At 67.7% G+C, this 17,290-nt stretch carries 17 protein-coding genes; 16 read left to right on the top strand and 1 reads right to left on the bottom strand.

All coding sequences use genetic code 11. The features are described from left to right. Positions 1-55: 55 nt before the first annotated feature. From JCR33_RS15545 to JCR33_RS15520, 6 genes are all read left to right on the top strand, one after another. Positions 56-364, top strand: a complete 309-nt coding sequence (locus JCR33_RS15545; RefSeq protein ID WP_198883017.1) for a putative quinol monooxygenase — start codon at positions 56-58, stop codon at positions 362-364. Positions 365-410: 46 nt separating this feature from the next. Next, a complete protein-coding gene (locus JCR33_RS15540) occupies positions 411-2,054 on the top strand; it encodes an FAD-dependent oxidoreductase (RefSeq protein ID WP_198883016.1) in 1,644 nt (547 codons plus the stop codon). Between the two features lie 165 nt (positions 2,055-2,219). Further along, a complete protein-coding gene (gene paoA, locus JCR33_RS15535; protein WP_408628769.1) occupies positions 2,220-2,852 on the top strand; it encodes an aldehyde dehydrogenase iron-sulfur subunit PaoA in 633 nt (210 codons plus the stop codon). Next, positions 2,849-3,799: an FAD binding domain-containing protein gene (locus tag JCR33_RS15530; protein WP_198883015.1), complete on the top strand. Its 951-nt coding sequence runs from the start codon at positions 2,849-2,851 to the stop codon at positions 3,797-3,799. Before paoA ends, JCR33_RS15530 begins: the two co-directional genes overlap by 4 nt. 4 nt (positions 3,800-3,803) lie before the next feature. Continuing rightward, on the top strand, positions 3,804-6,017 hold the full coding sequence (paoC, locus tag JCR33_RS15525) for an aldehyde oxidoreductase molybdenum-binding subunit PaoC (RefSeq protein ID WP_198883014.1): 2,214 nt from the start codon (positions 3,804-3,806) through the stop codon (positions 6,015-6,017). Positions 6,018-6,038: 21 nt separating this feature from the next. After that, positions 6,039-7,418 (top strand): threonine/serine exporter family protein, encoded by a 1,380-nt coding sequence (locus JCR33_RS15520; protein WP_198883013.1) that lies wholly within the window; start codon positions 6,039-6,041, stop codon positions 7,416-7,418. Between the two features lie 189 nt (positions 7,419-7,607). On the opposite strand, the gene JCR33_RS25650 is transcribed toward JCR33_RS15520, so the two are convergent. Beyond that, the gene (locus tag JCR33_RS25650) at positions 7,608-7,928 is read right to left on the bottom strand and encodes a hypothetical protein (RefSeq protein ID WP_198883012.1); all 321 of its coding nucleotides are present in this window, start codon (positions 7,926-7,928) and stop codon (positions 7,608-7,610) included. Between the two features lies 1 nt (position 7,929). Between JCR33_RS25650 and JCR33_RS25645 the strand changes: the two genes are divergently transcribed. The 10 genes from JCR33_RS25645 (at position 7,930) to JCR33_RS15465 (ending at position 17,290) form a co-directional block, all read left to right on the top strand. After that, the gene (locus tag JCR33_RS25645) at positions 7,930-8,112 is read left to right on the top strand and encodes a hypothetical protein (RefSeq protein WP_198883011.1); all 183 of its coding nucleotides are present in this window, start codon (positions 7,930-7,932) and stop codon (positions 8,110-8,112) included. 161 nt (positions 8,113-8,273) lie between these two features. Continuing rightward, the gene (locus JCR33_RS15505; RefSeq protein ID WP_211110332.1) at positions 8,274-9,032 is read left to right on the top strand and encodes an amino acid ABC transporter ATP-binding protein; all 759 of its coding nucleotides are present in this window, start codon (positions 8,274-8,276) and stop codon (positions 9,030-9,032) included. 50 nt (positions 9,033-9,082) lie between these two features. Beyond that, the gene (locus tag JCR33_RS15500; RefSeq protein WP_198883010.1) at positions 9,083-9,829 is read left to right on the top strand and encodes a GntR family transcriptional regulator; all 747 of its coding nucleotides are present in this window, start codon (positions 9,083-9,085) and stop codon (positions 9,827-9,829) included. Between the two features lie 31 nt (positions 9,830-9,860). Then, positions 9,861-10,727, top strand: a complete 867-nt coding sequence (locus JCR33_RS15495) for an isocitrate lyase/PEP mutase family protein (protein WP_198883009.1) — start codon at positions 9,861-9,863, stop codon at positions 10,725-10,727. After that, positions 10,727-12,121 carry an MmgE/PrpD family protein gene (locus tag JCR33_RS15490; RefSeq protein ID WP_198883008.1) on the top strand — a complete coding sequence of 465 codons (1,395 nt, stop codon included), beginning with the start codon at positions 10,727-10,729 and terminating at the stop codon, positions 12,119-12,121. The genes JCR33_RS15495 and JCR33_RS15490 overlap by 1 nt, the downstream gene beginning before the upstream one ends. A 23-nt stretch (positions 12,122-12,144) precedes the next feature. After that, positions 12,145-13,590 (top strand): MmgE/PrpD family protein, encoded by a 1,446-nt coding sequence (locus JCR33_RS15485; protein WP_198883007.1) that lies wholly within the window; start codon positions 12,145-12,147, stop codon positions 13,588-13,590. Positions 13,591-13,593: 3 nt separating this feature from the next. Continuing rightward, entirely contained in the window at positions 13,594-14,964 is a 1,371-nt protein-coding gene (locus JCR33_RS15480) for an MmgE/PrpD family protein (RefSeq protein ID WP_198883006.1), read from the top strand. Next, a complete protein-coding gene (locus JCR33_RS15475) occupies positions 14,961-15,662 on the top strand; it encodes an amino acid ABC transporter permease (protein WP_198883005.1) in 702 nt (233 codons plus the stop codon). Before JCR33_RS15480 ends, JCR33_RS15475 begins: the two co-directional genes overlap by 4 nt. 10 nt (positions 15,663-15,672) lie before the next feature. After that, positions 15,673-16,341 (top strand): amino acid ABC transporter permease, encoded by a 669-nt coding sequence (locus tag JCR33_RS15470; RefSeq protein ID WP_198883004.1) that lies wholly within the window; start codon positions 15,673-15,675, stop codon positions 16,339-16,341. Positions 16,342-16,447: 106 nt separating this feature from the next. Further along, positions 16,448-17,290 carry a transporter substrate-binding domain-containing protein gene (locus tag JCR33_RS15465; RefSeq protein WP_198883003.1) on the top strand — a complete coding sequence of 281 codons (843 nt, stop codon included), beginning with the start codon at positions 16,448-16,450 and terminating at the stop codon, positions 17,288-17,290.

The raw sequence follows: 17,290 nt of genomic DNA, 5'->3' as shown, positions 1-17,290 counted from the left end.
AGTAGAGTGGCGGCAGAACCGGACCCGGCAGCGGTCTTTCTGTCAAGGGACACCCATGCCGTCACAGGCCAAGATCACCGCGATCCTCACCGCCAAGCCCGGCAAGACCGCAGCGCTGGTCGAGCTGCTGGAGACGATGGCGCCCCGCTGCCGAGCCGAACCCGGCAACCTGCGCTGGGACATCTGGGAGGACCCTGCGCAAGAGGGGCGCTTCGTGCTCGACGAGCTCTACGTGGATGACGCCGCCATCGTGGCGCACCGCGACACGCCGCACTTCAAGGACTACCTCGCCCGCATCGGGGATCTCGCCGAGCGGACCGCATTGGTGCTCCGTCCGAAAAACGTGACGCCGACCTCCTCCTAGGCGGACGCTTCATCGACGGAGGCCCGCAAGGCCGAAGGTTGCAGCGATGAACACGAGCGAAACGCGCAGAGCGCAGCTCTTCCCGACACTGTCCGCGACGCAACTGGAATCGGCGCGGCGCTTCGCCAGCGGCGCCGAGCGCAGCTTTGCGCCGGGCGAGCGCGTGTACGACATCGGGGAACGCAACGTCCCCGCATGGCTCGTGCTCAAGGGGTCGATCATCGCCAGCCAGCAGGGCGGGACGGGTCGCGAGGCCGTCATCGTGGTCCACGGCCCCGGCCAGATGAGCGGCGAGACCGCCCAGCTCAGCGGACGCGCCGGCCTCACGTCGGCCCGCGCGGGCGATGCCGGCGCCCTCGCCGTGCCGTTCGATGCGGCGCACCTTCGCGCCCTGATCATCGGCTCGGCGGACGTCGGCGAGACGATCATGCGCGCCTTCATTCTGCGCCGGGTGGCGCTGATCGAGGCCGGGCAGGCCGGCGAGGCGGGACCGGTGCTGGTCGGGGCGCGCAGCGATCCCGACCTCGTTCGCCTCTCCGGCTTCATGACGCGCAACAGCCATCCCCACACCGTGCTCGCGACCTGCGAGCCGGAAGGGCGCGAGCTGATCCGGCGTCTCGGCGTGCTGGAACGCGATCTGCCGCTGATGATCTGCCCCGACGGCACGATGCTGAAGCGGCCCAGCGACCAGGAGGCGGCGGCCTGCCTCGGGATGATGCCGTCGCTGGAGCCGGACAGGCTGTACGACGTCGCGGTGATCGGCGCCGGTCCGGCGGGCCTCGCGACAGCCGTCTACGCGGCGTCGGAGGGGCTGTCGGTGCTGGTGTGCGACGAGCGCTCGTATGGCGGCCAGGCCGGCGCATCCGCCCGCATCGAGAACTATCTCGGCTTTCCGACCGGTATCACGGGGCAGGCTCTCGCCGGCCGCGCCTTCGCGCAGGCGACGAAGTTCGGTGCGGAGCTCGCGATTCCTCTCGGCGCCATCCGCCTCGAGTGTGGCGACGAGACGCGCGCCTTCGCCCTCCACCTCGACAACGGCCAGAGCGCCACCGCCCGGACAGTCGTCGTCGCCTCGGGCGCGCGCTACCGCCGCCCCGACGTCGCCAATCTCGGCGAAGTCGAAGGCGCCGGCGTGTCGTTCTGGGCGACGTCGATCGAGGCGCGGCTGTGCCGGGGGGAAGAGGTCGCGCTGGTCGGCGGCGGCAACTCGGCGGGGCAGGCGGTGGTGTTTCTCGCGGGCTCGGTCGCCAAGCTCCATCTCTTCGTGCGGCGCCCCCTCCACGAGACGATGTCGCACTACCTCGTCGAGCGCATCGCGGCCCTTCCCAACGTCGAGCTGCACGTCGGAACGGAGATCGTCGGTCTCGAAGGCGACCGCGTGCATGGCCTGACCGGCGCGGTCTTCGTGGATAGGCGCTCCGGGGCGGCGAAGCACTGCGCGCTGCGCCATCTCTTCCTCTTCATCGGGGCGGAGCCGAACACCGCCTGGCTGAGCGGCAAAGTCGCCCTCGACGACAAGGGTTTCGTCGTCACCGGAAGCGAGGCCGGACCGGGGCGACTGCTCCTCGAAACGAGCCGGCGGGGAATCTTCGCCGTCGGCGACGTCCGCGCCGGCTCGACGAAGCGCGTGGCCGCCGCCGTCGGCGAAGGCGCGGCCGCCGTCGCCCAGATTCACGGCGTCCTCGCCTGACGACGGATCGTCACGCGCGCCGCATGCGAATTACTCCAATTTACGATCCTTAACCTGCCCACTCCGGGCTGAGAACCTACCCTCTCCTCGCAACCTTTTGCAGGACGTGAGCCGGGCGCTGTCCGTTCGCACGAACGACATCGCGCCGCGTCGGAGGAGGGTCATATGATGTTGTTGCCCGAGTGGCTCCTGAACCGCCGCGAGTTCGTCGCCGGCGCTGCCGCGTCCGGTGCGCTGACGACGGTGCCGATGGTCGGCCCGTCGCCGGCGCTGGCCGAGACGGCGCCGACGAACGCGGTCAGGCTCGACGTCAACGGCGAACCGCACGCGCTGACGCTCGACACGCGCACCACCCTGCTCGACACCCTGCGCGAGCACCTCCATCTCACCGGCACCAAGAAGGGGTGCGACCACGGGCACTGCGGCGCCTGCACGGTGTTGGTCAACGGCACGCGGATCAACGCCTGCCTCAGCCTCGCGGTGATGCATGACGGCGACAGCGTCACGACGATCGAAGGTCTCGGCACGCCGGACGACATGCACGAGATGCAGGCCGCCTTCGTGAAGCATGACGGCTTTCAGTGCGGCTACTGCACGCCCGGGCAGATTTGCTCGGCGGTCGCGGTGCTCGCCGAGGTCGAGCAGGGGGTCCCGAGCCATGTCACCGGCGACCTCACGGCACCGATGGCACTCAGCAACATCGAGCTGCGCGAGCGCATGAGCGGCAACATCTGCCGCTGCGGCGCCTATTCCAACATCGCCGACGCCATCACCGAAGTCGCGGAGGCCAGGGGATGACGCCGTTCACCTACGAGCGGGCGACGAGCCCGGAAGCGGCGATCCGCGCGGTCGCCGGCACGCCGGGGGCCAAATTCATCGCCGGCGGCACCAATCTTCTCGACCTCATGAAGTTCCAGATCGAGCGGCCGACGCATCTCGTCGACGTCCGCGGTCTGCCGCTCGCCACCATCGAGGACACGCCGGATGGGGGGCTGCGGATCGGTGCTCTCGTCACCAACACCGCGCTCGCCGCGCACCCGCGGGTGAAACGCGACTACGGTGTCGTCTCCCGCGCGATCGTCGCGGGGGCGACGGGTCAGCTGCGCAACAAGGCGTCGGTCGGGGGCAACCTCCTGCAGCGCAACCGGTGCCCGTATTTCTACAACGTCCACACGCCGTGCAACAAACGCGTGCCCGGTTCGGGGTGCTCGGCGATCGGCGGCGCCTCGCGCTCGCTGGCCGTGGTCGGCACGAGCGAAGCCTGCATCGCGCAGAACCCGGGCGACATGGCCGTCGCGCTGATGGTTCTCGACGCCGCGGTCGAGACGATGAACGCCGCGGGGAACACGCGCAGCATCCCGCTCGCCGAGTTCTTCCGCCTGCCCGGCGAGACGCCCGAGATCGAGTTCGCGCTGGAGCCGGGCGAGCTGATCACCGCCGTCACGCTGCCGCCGCCGCCTGCCGGCACGCACCACTACCACAAGGTCCGCGATCGCGCGTCGTATGCGTTCGCGATCGTTTCGGTCGCAGCCGTTCTCGACGAGGACGGGACGGGTCGCGTGGCGTTCGGCAGCGTCGCGCCGCGCCCGTGGCGGGTCGCCGAAGCCGAGGCGGCATTGCCCGAGGGGCCGGCCGCGGTCGTCGCGAGCGCCTTCGACGGCGCCAAGCCGACCCATGAGAACGCGTTCAAGATCCCCCTCGCCGAGCGCACGCTCGCGCTGGTGATCGCCGAAGGGAAGGGGTGAGGCCATGAAGTTCGCAACGCCCGCCGGAGAGAACCCGATCGACCGGCTCTCGGTTGTCGGCCGACCCGTCCCGCGCATCGACGGCCCGCGCAAGGTCACCGGCACCGCGCGATACGCCTACGAGCGGCACGACGCGGTCTCGAACCCCGCCTATGGCTGGATCGTCGGCGCGTCGATCGGGCGGGGCAGAGTGGTCTCCATCGACACCGCTGCCGCGCAGGCCGCGCCCGGGGTGCTCGCCGTGCTGTCGACGCTCGACTTCGCGCCGCTGGCGCCCGGGTTCCGCACCACCGTGCATCTCTTCGGCGGCGCGCAGGTGCAGCACTATGGCCAGGCGATCGCCCTCGTCGTCGCCGACACCTTCGAAGAGGCGAGCGCGGCGGCTCATCTCCTCACCGTCGAGTACGAGGTCGCGCCCGGTCGATATGATCTGGCGGCGGAGGCCGCGACGGCCGAGCCGGTCGCCGACCGTGACGCGCCCGATTATCCGGTGGTGGACCGGATCGGCGATTTCGAGGCCGCGTTCGCCGCAGCGCCCGTGACCGTCGACCAGCACTACACGACGCCCGACCAGACACACGCGATGATGGAGCCGCACGCCACCACCGCCGCCTGGAGAGACGGCAAGGTCACGATCTGGACCTCCGCCCAGATCGTCGCCTGGCACCGCCCCGACCTTGCCAAGTGGCTCGGGGTCACCGAGGGGGACGTGCGGCTCGAAGCGCCCTTCATCGGTGGCGGGTTCGGCGCCAAGCTGATCGCCCAGTGCGACGCGCCCCTCGCGGCGCTCGGCGCACGGGCGGTCGGCCGTCCGGTCAAGGTCACGCTGCAGCGGCCGCTCGTCATCAACAACACCACGCGCCGCGCGGGAACGCACCAGCACATCCGCCTCGGCGCGACGCGGGACGGCCGACTGACCGCCATCGGCCACGTCAGCCTCAACGGCAACCTGCCGGGGGCGTTCGCGGAGGCGGCGATCGCCCCGACGCGCCTGTTCTACGCCGCTCCCAACCGCTACCTCACGATGAAGCTCGCCGCGCTCGACCTTGCCGAGGGCAACGACATGCGCGCCCCTGGCGAGGCGCCCGGGCTGATGGCGCTCGAGATCGCCATGGACGAGCTGGCGGAGAAGCTCGGCATGGACCCTGTCGCGCTCAGGATCGTCAACGACACCCAAGTGGACCCGCGCGAGCCGGATCGGCCCTTCTCGGAGCGTCACTTCGTCGAATGTCTCAGGACCGGCGCGGAGCGGTTCGGCTGGGACCGCCGCAATCCCACGCCAGGCGCGCAGAGCGACGGCAAATGGCTGATCGGCATGGGCATGGCGGGCGGCTTCCGGCTCAACCTCCTTCTTCCCTCGGCGGCGCGGGTCCGGCTCGAAGTCGACGGCGGGCTCACGGTCGAGACGGACATGACCGACATCGGGACCGGCAGCTACACCATCCTCGCCCAGACGGCGGCGGAGATGATGGGCGTGCCGCTCGCCGCCGTAACGGTGCGCCTCGGCGATTCCGCCTACCCGGTGTCGGCGGGCTCCGGCGGCCAATTCGGCGCCAACAACGCCACCTCGGGCCTCTACGCGGCATGTGTGAAACTGCGCGAGGCGGTGGCCGCGCGGCTCGGCATCGACGCCGCGGACGCAGAGTTCCGCGATGGCCGGGTCCTCTCGGGCGACCGGTCCGTGGCGCTCGCCGAGGCCGTGCGTGAGGGGCCGCTCGTCGCCGAGGACGGCATCACCTACGGTGACCTCGACGAGCAGTTCGTCCAGGCGACCTTCGCGGCACAGTTCGCCGAGGTGGCCGTCGACGGATTCACCGGCGAGATGCGCGTGCGTCGCATGCTGGCCGTGATCGACTCCGGCCGCGTCATCAACCCGACGACGGCGCGCAGCCAGGTCATCGGCGGCATGACGATGGGCGTCGGCGCCGCGCTGATGGAGACGCTCGCCGTCGACGTGCGCCACGGCACCTTCATCACCAACGACCTCGGCTTCTACGAGGTGCCGGTCCACGGCGACATCCCACACCAGGAGGTCGTATTCCTCGACTATCCCGACAACAAGTCGTCGCCGATGAAGGCGAAGGGGATCGGCGAGATCGGCCTCTGCGGCGTCGCCGCCGCGATCGCCAATGCCGTCTACAACGCGACGGGCGTGCGCGTGCGCGACTATCCGATCACGCTCGACAAGCATCTCGCGGGACTGCCGCGGGTCGCGTGACGATCGAAGGCGGCACGGCCGATGGACCCGAGCAACAGCCTCTCGACCATTGAGGACAGCGGCGCGCGGTCACCGCCAGCCGATGCGCCGTCGGCGAGCGACGTCGCTCACCTCGTGCTGCGGCTCGGGCGCTTGCTGGTGCTGAACGGCGCCGACTCAGCGCACGTCGAGCAGGCGATGACGACGCTGGCCGAAGCGTGGGGCTACCGCGCGCGCCCGCTCATCCTACCCGAGGGGCTGCTGCTGACGCTCGAAGGCAGCCATGGCTATTGCACCCGTCTCGGCCGCACGATCGCCGGTCCGTCGGTCAACATGGGCACGCTCGAGGCGCTCGAGGACATTCGCCGCGACGGGGCCGCGCGATCGTGGAGTCCGGCCGCCATCGACGCGCGGCTCGATGCGGTCGAGAGCGGGTCGAGCGGCTACCCGGCGTGGCTCGTCGGCCTCGCGATGGGCGTCACGGCGGCCGCGCTCGCCCGCCTGTTCAGCGCCACCGCCGCCGTGACCTTTGTCTCGGTCTTCGTCGGGGCGAGCGCCTGGACGATCCGCGCGCGTCTCGCCGCGGCCGGCATGAACCCCATCGCGGCCGCGGCGCTGGCCGCGTTCGGCGGCGGACTCGTCGGCAGCCTCGGCGTGCAGCTGTTCCCGGGGACGTCGCCCGTCTTGTGCCTCGTCGCGGGCGGTCTCGTGCTCGTTCCCAGCGTGCCCTTGCTCAACGGGGTTCGCGACACGCTCGGCCGCCACGTCGTCGTTGGCCTGGCGCGCCTTTCCGTCGGGACCGTGACGATCCTGGCGATCGCCTTCGGCCTGTTCCTGGTCGCCGCCGTGACGGGAGATGCCCTGGTGATGGACGCGACCGCTGCCCGGCTGCCGCTCTGGGAGGAGCTTCCGCTGGCGGCGGTCGTCGGAATTGGCGTCGCGCTGGTCTTCAACGTTCCCGCCAAGGCGGCATGGATCTGCATGGTCTGCGCCATCGTCGGGCGGGGCACCCGAACGCTCTGCCAGGACTTCGGGCTCGACCTGGTCGCCGCCTCGCTCGTGGCCGCGCTCGCCGCGGCGCTGGTCGCCCGCTGCTTCGCGATCCGCTACCGCGTCCCGACGGTCACGTTCGCCTTTCCGGGGGTGGTGGGGATGATGCCGGCCTCCTCCGCCTTCCGTGCGGGCAGCAACGGGCTCGCGATCATTCACGCGGGTGCCGACGCGCCGCCCCCGCTCGTGGGCGAGACGTTGGCGCTCGCCGGGACGGCCGCGCTCGTGACCGCCGCCATCGCGATCGGCCTGTCGATCGCCTTCGCCTTGCCGTTCGATGCGCTCGCGAGGCGCCTGGGACGACGCGGCCAGCGCGACGGGAGATCGAGCGAGGCGGGTGCGAGGGCCGGATCGACATCGAATGCGGCTTGATCGGGGTGGACCGCATGATCATCCCGCCTTGCAGCGGCCAACCGCCGTGATGGTCGGTTTCGGACCTGCCGACGGAATGTCGACCCCCGCCTTGCCGGCGCCGTGACGACGGCCTGTCCCGACGACCAACAGCATGACCGAGCCTCGATCTATAAAGCTCCTGGATCGACCGATCGACCCCCGCCCTCGCTAGGATCCAGTCGAGCGAGGGCGCGGGTCGACGCCGACCTTCTTCATCTCGGCTGGGGCCACGGCGGGCCCTGGGACTCGAGCTCGCTCGTCGATGCGATGCTGGGCCGGCTCGGCCATCGCGTGGACGCCGCCGCCGTCGACTTCGTCAGCCGGGGGCCGTCCGCCGGCATCCGTCTCCTCGCCGCGACGATCCTCGCCATCGTCGTCAGCCACGCCCCGATCGCCCCCACATTCGAAGCGTTCCTCCACACCGGGCTCGGCGTCCGCATCGGTCGGGCCGCGGAGCGCAGCGCTGCCGATCGCGGGCGTCAGCTTCACGATGTCTCTGTTCATGGCAGGTCAGGCGCTCCCTGGAGCGGCTGAGTGCGCCGCCGCCAAGATCGCCGGTCTGGCAGGCCCCACCATTGCGGCAATCGTGGGAGGCCTGACCCTAGTCCGCGCTCCCGAGCCTCCGATGTGGCGTTGCCCCGGGAGGGCGGAATGTTCTGGGGTGGGAGATTGAGATCGCCGGGGTCGCAGCCGTCCTTGCGTGAAAAATCGAAAGAATATTGTCGACATTGTGCGAGGGGGCTGATAGGCTTTTCGAAGTCGAGGCGCGGTGCGGGCGCTGACGTCCACGGGCTGCCGGTGCGCCGGCGGCCGACCTTTGAGAGGCGGGATTCGATGAGTGGCGACGGACAGCAGATGTCACCGATCATAAGATTCAGCGAAGCCAACAAGTTCTTCGGGCCTCTGCAAGTTCTGAACGACATCGAGCTGACCGTGCATCGCGGGGAAGTGGTCGTCATCTGCGGTCCGAGCGGTTCGGGCAAGAGCACGATGCTGCGGTGCATCAATGCGCTGGAGACGATCCAGGCCGGCACCGTGTGGGTGGACGGGATGACGCTTGGCGGGGGCGGCCGGGCGATGACGCGGCTGCGGGCCGAGGTCGGCATGGTCTTCCAGCACTTCAATCTCTACCCGCACATGACGGTATGTCAGAACATTACCTTGGCGCCGATGCTGGTGCGCAAGAATTCGCAGGACGAGGCTCTGGCGCGTGCGCGTGAGCTTCTGGCGAAAGTCGGGATGCCGGAAAAGGAGAACGCCTACCCCGCGCAGCTGAGCGGTGGGCAGCAGCAGCGCGTCGCGATCGCCCGGGCTCTCGCGATGGAGCCGAAGATCATGCTCTTCGACGAGCCCACGTCGGCACTGGATCCCGAGATGATCCAGGAGGTTCTCGACGTGATGGTCGGCCTCGCACGGGAGGGGATGACCATGGTCGTCGTGACCCACGAGATGGGGTTCGCCCGCAAGGTCGCCGACCGGATCATCTTCATGGCGGACGGTCGTGTCGTCGAAGAGGCCAAGCCGGAAGCATTTTTCTCCGCGCCCAAGGATCCGAGGGCTCGCCAATTTCTCGGGAAAATACTAAGTCATTGACCTAACTTTGGGGTAAGTCCGTTGCAACTATTGCCACGAGTATTGCCGCGGTGTTTGAAGCCGTCGCGCTTGTGCGTAAAGGTAATGCGGATCAACTAAAAATTGGTGCAAAAATGAAAGTAGAGTTGGAAGATTCGTCGTCTCTTGCGGATCGGGTTTACCTGGCGCTGGAGACTGCGATCCTGTCCGGCCATATCGGGATGGGTGAGCGTTTGCTCGAGGCGGATCTGGCCGAGAAGCTGTCGGTCAGCCGCGCGCCGCTCCGGGAGGCGCTCCGGCGCCTTCACTTCGAGGGGCTGGCGACCACGGTCCCGCGGAAGGGAACGTACGTCATCAGCCCGTCCTATCAGGATGCGCTGGACCTCCTGCAGGTGCGCCAGCAGCTCGAGTGTCTGACGGCGCGCCTCGCGGCCGAGCGCATGAGCGATGCGGCGATCAAAGGAATTTTCGACGGCCTCGAGCGGATCGAGAAGGCCTTCGCGAAGAACCGGCGCAAGGGTTATCCGCGGCACGACATCGACTTCCACGAAGCCGTCATCATCGGGTCGGGGAATGCGCGGGCGATGCAGCTCCTGAACGGTATGTACCGTCAGCTCCGCCTGATCCGGGAGATGTCGGGCTCGAGCGGGCGCCGTGCGGCGCTTGCGCTCCAAGAGCACTTGAAGATTGCGGAGGCCATCCGGGCCCGCGACCCGGCGGCCGCCGAAGAGGCGATGCGGCAGCATCTCGAGGCATCGGCCTCAAGTATCCTATCAACGTTAAAGTCGGCGGACAATGAATCAAGAATCGTGGATTGACACGCGCAAGACGAAGGGGCGCGCAGCGAGCTTGCGCGCGCTCCTCGCGCAAGATGCGCTGCTGCGCGCGCCGGGCATTATCGACCCGCTGGCCGGTAAGCTCGTCGAAGCCAACGGGTTTTCGGCGGCCTACGTCACCGGCGGGGGCATCTCCCGCAGCCTGGGCTTCCCGGACGTCGGCCTCTTGTCCATGACGGAAGTCGTCGACCGCGTGCGACTGATGGCCGAAGCGGTGTCGATCCCGTTGATCGTCGACATCGACACCGGGTTCGGCAACGCGCTGAACCTGATGCGGGCGATCCGCCTGTTCGAGGACGCCGGCGCCGCCGCGGTCCACATCGAAGATCAGGTGACGCCGAAGAAGTGCGGCCACTATAACGGCAAGCAGATCATCTCCACCGAGGAGATGACGCTGAAGATCGAGGCGGCGTTGAGCGCGCGCAACGATCCGGACTTCCTCATCATCGCACGCACCGATGCTCGGGCCGTCGAAGGGTTCGACGCGGCGATCAAGCGGGCCAACGCCTATGTCGAGGCCGGTGCGGAGATGATCTTCTTCGAAGCGCCGACCTCCAAGGACGAGATCCGCATCGCGGCCAAAGAGATCGAAGCGCCGCTCCTGATCAACATGTTCGGTGGCGGCAAGACGCCGAGCGTCCCCATCAAGGAGCTCGAGGACTACGGCTGCAAGGTCGTGATCTTTCCCTCCCATCTTCAGCGTGCGGCCGTTCGCGCCATGCAGCGGGCGCTCGACATCCTCAAGGTGGAAGAGCTCGCCGACGGCGAGGACGACACGCTCATGGTGTCCTTCCCCGAGCGTGAGGAACTGGTCGGCCTCAAGGGGCACATGGCGCTCGAGAAGCGCTACCTGACCATCCCCGATCCGGTCCTGCCATAATGCAGCAGGTCGTCGTAGAGGGCGTCAGCCAGTCTGCGGCGCGGTTTGTCTCGGAACTCCGCTTCCAGGACATTCCCGCTCCAGCGGTCGCGCGGTTCAAACTCTGTCTCCTCGATGCCATCGGATGCGCCACCTTCGCGACCACGACGCCGTGGGGGCGCATCCTGAGCGACTATGTCGTCGAGCAAGGGGGCATCGAAGGCGGCTCGGTATGGGGCACCGGCCGGTCCGTGCCCCCCGCCATGGCGGCGTTGGTCAACGGAACCCTCGTCCATAGTTTCGAGCTCGACGACCTCCACAAGTCGTCGATCCTCCATCCGAGCGGGGTCGTCGTTCCGGCGGCTCTGGCGCTGGCGGAAGCGCGCGGCGGGGTGAGTGGCGAGGCCCTGATCGCCGCGTCGATCGCTGGGTTCGAAGTCGGGATCCGGGCCGGGTTGAGCGTCGGCACGTCCCATCTCGTCAAAGGCTACCACCCGACGGGGACCAATGGGGCCCCCGCCGCCGCGGCCGCCGCGGCGAACCTCCTCGGCCTCGCCCCGCGCGAGGCGGAGCATGCGATCGGCATCGCCGCGACGCAGTCCGCCGGGCTCATGGCGGCGCAGTTCGAATCGATGGTGAAGCGGATGCATGCCGGCCGCGCGGCCCAGGCCGGCGTCGTCGGCGCCGAGCTCGCCGCGCGGGGCTTTACCGGCATCGATCACGTCTTCGAGGCCGAGTATGGCGGATATTGCGCGACGCTGAGCGACGAACCGAAGCCCGCCCTCATCGCCGACGGGCTCGGAAGCCGCTTCGAGACCGAGAAGGTCGGCTTCAAGATCTACTCCTGCTGCGGCAGTTGTCACACGTCCGTGGAGGCCATCCGGCGGCTGCGGGAGCGTCACGCCGTGACGCCGGGCATGGTCGAGCGCATCGACGTCGATACGACGACCGCGACCTATCTTCACGTCGGCTGGCCCTATGAGCCCCGCAGCATCACGGCCGCGCAGATGAACATGCCCTACTGCGTGGCGGCGACGATGATCGACGGCGAGGCGTTCGTGGAGCAGTTCACGGCCCAGCGCATCCACGACCCCGAGATCATCGACCTCGCCGGACGCGTGAGCGCGCAGCCGGCCGAGGACCTCGACGCGCTCGGCCCGTCCGGGCGGCACCGGGTGCGCGTCCGGCTGCATCTGACCGACGGCACGGTCCTCGCCGAGGAGGTGGGGCACGCGAAAGGCAGCGATGCCGACCCACTCACCGATGACGAGGTCGTCGAAAAATACTTCCGCCTCGTCGAGCCTGTGGCCGGCCCCGCATGGGCACGCGCCGTCTTCGAGATCGTCACGACGCTCGACACACAGGATTCGACGACGGCGCTCAGCGCGCTCCTGGCGCGCCCTCACATCCACTAGCTATCGAGAGAAGGTCCGACCCCATGAATGTGCACCACGCGATCACCGAGATCTCGGGGCCGACAATTACCGAGCAGCTGACCGATTTCATCATGGACTGCGAGTACAGCACGGTCCCGGATGAGGTGATCCAGCGGTTTCGAATGTTCATCTTGGACTACCTCGGTGTGGCGCTGACCGGGTCGTACTCGCGGTCGAGCGAAATCATCGCGCAGGTGGTGGAGGAGCTCGGCGGCAAGGAGACGGCCACCGTTGTCGGGCGCAGCTACAAGGCCAATGCCGCTCTCGGTGCGCTCGTCAACGGCACCACGGGCCACGCGGTCGAGATGGACGACGACCACCGCACCTCGGTCCTGCATCCGGCGGTCGCCGTGGTGCCGGCGGCGATGGCCGCGGCCGAACTCGTCGGCGCCAAAGGGGACAAGCTCATCGAGGGCGTCATCTGCGGCTACGAGCTCATGTGCCGGATCGGCGACGCCTTCCTCGGGACGATGTACGACGAGGGGTTCCACCCCACCGGCGCCTGCGGCGTGTTCGGCGCGGCGGCCGCCGCCGGCAAGATCCTCGGGCTCGACCGGGATCAGATGGTCGCGGCCCTCGGCATCGCCGGAACCCAGGCCGCTGGGCTCGAGGAGTGGAAGACGGACGGCTCCTGGATCAAGCGCCTGCATCCGGGCAAGTCCGCCGAGGCCGGCATTCTGTCGGTCCTTCTGGCGAAGAACGGCTACACCGGCCCGTCCACGATCATCGAAGGCGTCCACGGCTTCCTCAAGGCGTTCTCGTTCGAGCGCAAGTGGGACGTGAACATGATCCTCGACGGTCTCGGCACCGAGTATCGCGGCTACGGGACGAGCTTCAAGCCGTACGCCGGCTGCCGCTTCTACCACCAGGTGATCGACGCGACCCTGGCGCTGACGAGCGAGCACAAGATCGACGCCGCTTCGGTGAAGGACGCCAAGGTTCGGGTCTACCGCACCGCTTACCAGACCCTGTGCACCCCGAAGAGCCGCCGCTACCGGCCGACATCGGTGGTCGACGCGCAGTTCTCGATCCCGTTCTCCGTGGCCGCGTCGATCATCCACGGACCGGTGATGCCGGTCCACTATTCCGAGGAGGCGATCCACGATCCGGCGGTGCTCGACCTCTGCGCCCGTGTGGAGGGCATCCCGGACGACGAGTACGAGAAGGGCTACCCCGCACGCTTCCCGACCGAGGTGACGATCAACACCTACGACGGGCGCAGCGTGACGGCCTATCGCGACCTTCCCTCCGGCGACCCCGAGAACCCGATCTACGAGGAGAAGGGCCGGTTCGAGCGGGAGATCGTCGAGAAGTTCCGCGCCTTGCTGGGCTATCTGCCCGACTATGCGGACCGCACCGACACCATGGTGTCGCGCCTGTCGGCCCTCGGCCCGCAGGACGACGTCACCGAGCTCCTCTCCCTCTTCACCCCGGCCGGGAGGGCCTGAGGCATGGCCGACGCCATTGAGGGGATCGTCGCGCATGCCATCCGGATCCGCTTCGACGACATTCCGGCGGATGTGATCGCGACCACGCAGAGCTACCTCCTCGATACGATGGGGCTCATCGCAGCCGGAGCCAGCGCTCCGGGCTGCGAGGCGGTGATCGATCAGCTCGTCGACTGGGGCGGCAAGCCGGAGGCGCGGCTGTTCGTGCGGGACCGGCGGGTTCCGGCCCCGGCGGCCGCCATGGGCAACAGCCTGATGGCCCATGCGCTCGACTTCGACGACACCCACGAGCGGGGCGACATGCACGGCTACGCGGTCGTGCTGCCGGCGGCGATGGCGATGGCCGAACGGTGCGGACCGGTCAGCGGTCCTGAGTTCCTGCGCGCGATCGTGACAGGGATCGACATCTCCTACCGCCTCGGCATGGCCATCCGCGTCTATCGCGGCTGGCATCCGACCGCGACGTGCGGTGTGTTCGGGGCGGCCATCGCGGCGGGCATGATCGCCCGTCTGTCGGAAACCGAGCTGCGCAACGCGATGGGCATCGCCTACAGCCTGGCGGCCGGGAACTTCCAGTGCATCCTCGACGGGAGCCTGACGAAGCGCATGCAGCCGGCGTTCGCGGCGCGCGCGGCGGTCGAGGCGGCGGTCTATGCCGGCGCCGGCCTCACCGGCGCGAAGGACGTGCTGGAGGGCCGCTTCGGGCTCTTCCCGCTCTACGAGCTGGGCGACTACGCGCCCGAATATCTCCGCGACGACCTCGGCGTGCGGTTCGAGGGCATGTCCGCGTCGATGAAGCCCTACCCGTCCTGCCGCTTCTGCCATGCGGCGGTCGACGCCGTGATCGCGCTCAAGGAGGCGGTCGGCTTCGGGCCGGACGATGTCGCGGAGATGGAGCTGCGCATGCCGCACGAGGCGCACGACTATGTGGGCGGCCCCTATCGTCCGGGTGACTCGCCGCAGGTGAGCGCGCAGTTCAACGCTGCCTACAACGCCGCCGTCGCCGTCTTCCGCGGCAAGCTCGGCCTCGCCGAGCTCGAGCCCGAGGTCGTCCTCGATCCGGCGATCCGGGCGCTGGCCGACCGGGTGACGACGGTGGAAACGGACGAAGACTACTGCTTCGGCCCGCAGGACATCATCATCACGCTGAAGGACGGTCGCACGCTGACCCAGCATGTCGACGTGATGCTCGGGCACTTCGACAAGCCGCTCACGCGCGAGCAGCTCGTGGCGAAGGTGCGCGACTGCATCGCCTACGGCGGCGCCCCGGCGAGCGATGTCGAGCAGCTGTTGCAGTGGGTCGGCGGGCTGCCTACCGCGGCCGACGCCCTCGCGGGTCTGCCCACCTATCGCGTGCGGAGCGAAGCGGCATGAATTACGAATTCCATTGGCCTGTGCTTTGGGAATACCGCGACCTCCTGCTGGAGGGCTTCTGGATCACGATGTTCCTGTTCGTGACCGGTGTTCTATCGTCCCTGGTCTTGGGAATCGTGTTTGGGATCTTGGGGGCCAGCCATCTTCGCTGGGCGCGGGCACTCGGCGAAATCTATGTGGAAGTGTTCCGGAACACGCCGCTCGTGGTCAAGATGTTCTTCTTGTACTTCGGGGCCGGCTTCGACGCATACGAGTCCGCGATCATCGGGCTCGGGTTGCACCAGAGCGCGTATTTGGCGGAGATCTTCCGCTCCGGCATTCAGGCCATCCCCCGCGGGCAGTTTGAGGCCGGGTTCGCCACCGGCCTCACCCGCACCCAGGTCATGCGGCGGATCATCCTGCCGCAGGCCGGCTTCATCGTGATCCCTCCGACGACGACCCAGGTGCTCGAGACTCTGAAGAACACCTCCGTCGCCATGACGATCTCGATCCCGGAGCTCACCTTCCAGACGCAGCAGATCGAAGCCTATTCCTTCCGCGGCTTCGAGGCGGCCACGGCGGCGACGCTCGCCTATCTCGCCGTCGGCGGGATCGTCGGCGCGGGCGCGTATATTCTCGAGCACCGGCTCAATCGCAAGACGAAATCGCGTGTCACCAAAGACATGACGGCGATGGCTAACGTCACCGCGGCGGCCTGATGGGGTGAGCATGAATTTTTCCGTCATCACCGACAATCTGTACTTTCTCTCGACCGGTTTGTGGACCACGGTCCATCTCACCGTGTTCACGCTGATCGGTGGCCTGCTTCTCGGCACGCCGCTGGCGCTCGCCCGGGCGTCGGGACACCGCGTGCTGCGGCTGCCCGCCCTGCTCCTCATCGAGACGATCCGCGGGATTCCGGTCCTGATGTTGATCTTCTGGATCTACTTTCTTCTTCCCCACCTGGTCGGGGCGGTTCCGGCCTACACCGCCGGTCTCGTCGCGCTGATCGTGTTCAACACGGCGTATTCGGCCGAAATCGTCCGGGCAGGCATCAACTCGATCGACCATGGGAACGTGGAGGCGGGGCGGGCAACCGGCCTGAATCTCGTCCAGATCCTGAGACACATCGTGCTGCCGCAGGCATTTGCCAACATGACGCCGGCCCTCATGAGCCAGGCTGTGATGGTCTACAAGACGACATCGGTTGTATTCGTAATCGGCATTGTCGATCTCTTTCGCGCAGCGACGATCGTCAATAATAGAGAATTCAAACCGATTGAAATATTTGCATTCGTTGCTCTTGTATACTTTATACCTTGTACTATAGTATCGAGATATACACGACGGATCGAGATAAAGCGTATGATTCGTCACGGAACATTCCAAAAAGCCTAAATCCGACCCATCCACCAGGCGCATCCGACGGGTTCGTGGAGAGCCCGAACGGGGGAGGTGCATCCAACGCGCCGTCGTCCAATCCGACCCGCAGGAAAGGAAGCCCATGAACACGTTCTTCAAAAAGTACGCTTCGGCCACCGCGCTCGCGCTCGGTCTTGTCGCCGCGGCCCTCCCATCCCTCTCGACCGACGCCGCCGCCCAGGGTCCCGGCGAATCGACGTTGGACGTGGTGAAGGAGCGGGGAACGTTGATCGCCGGCGCCCGCAACGACTTTCCGCCGGCCGGCTACATCGACCGGAATGGCGAGTGGGTCGGCTTCGAGATCGATTTCGCGAAGTACATCGCCGACAAGCTCGGCGTAAAGCTTGAGCTCATCCCCGTGACCTCGCGGACCCGCATTCCGATGCTCGTCAACGGCAACGTCGACATGATCATCGCCGTGATGAACCCCACCGTCGAGCGCGGCAAGGTCATCGACTTCACGGACCCCTATTTCCTGGGCGGCCAAGCGCTTCTGGTCGAGAAGGGGAGCGGGATCAACAGTATTGCGGATGTCGGCGGTAAGAAAGTCGGCACCGTGCAGGGTTCGAACGACGCCAAGGGCGTGCTGGCCTTCCAGCCGGATGCCGAGCTCGTCTACTTCCAAGAATATCCGCAGGCGCTGTTGGCGCTCAAGCAGGGGCGGATCGACGCCATGAGCACGACCGACCTGACCTTGCGCAAGTTTGCCGATGCCGACGACAGCCTCGTTCTGGTCGGACCGCCGTTCAAGCCCGATCCGTGGGTGCTCGGCGTGCGTCATGACGACTCAGAATGGCGGCTGTTCCTTCAGAAGACCATTATGGATGCCTGGAGCGACGGGACCATCCGCGACCTCTACGCGAAACACATGGGCGGCACGATCAACTTCGAGATCCCTGTCTGGCCCGAATACTACTCCAAGTGA

Source organism: Acuticoccus mangrovi (genome assembly GCF_016411865.1).
Lineage (GTDB): Bacteria > Pseudomonadota > Alphaproteobacteria > Rhizobiales > Amorphaceae > Acuticoccus > Acuticoccus mangrovi.
Note: the sequence above shows the minus strand (reverse complement) of the source record. Positions and strands in the feature narration are given on the sequence as shown.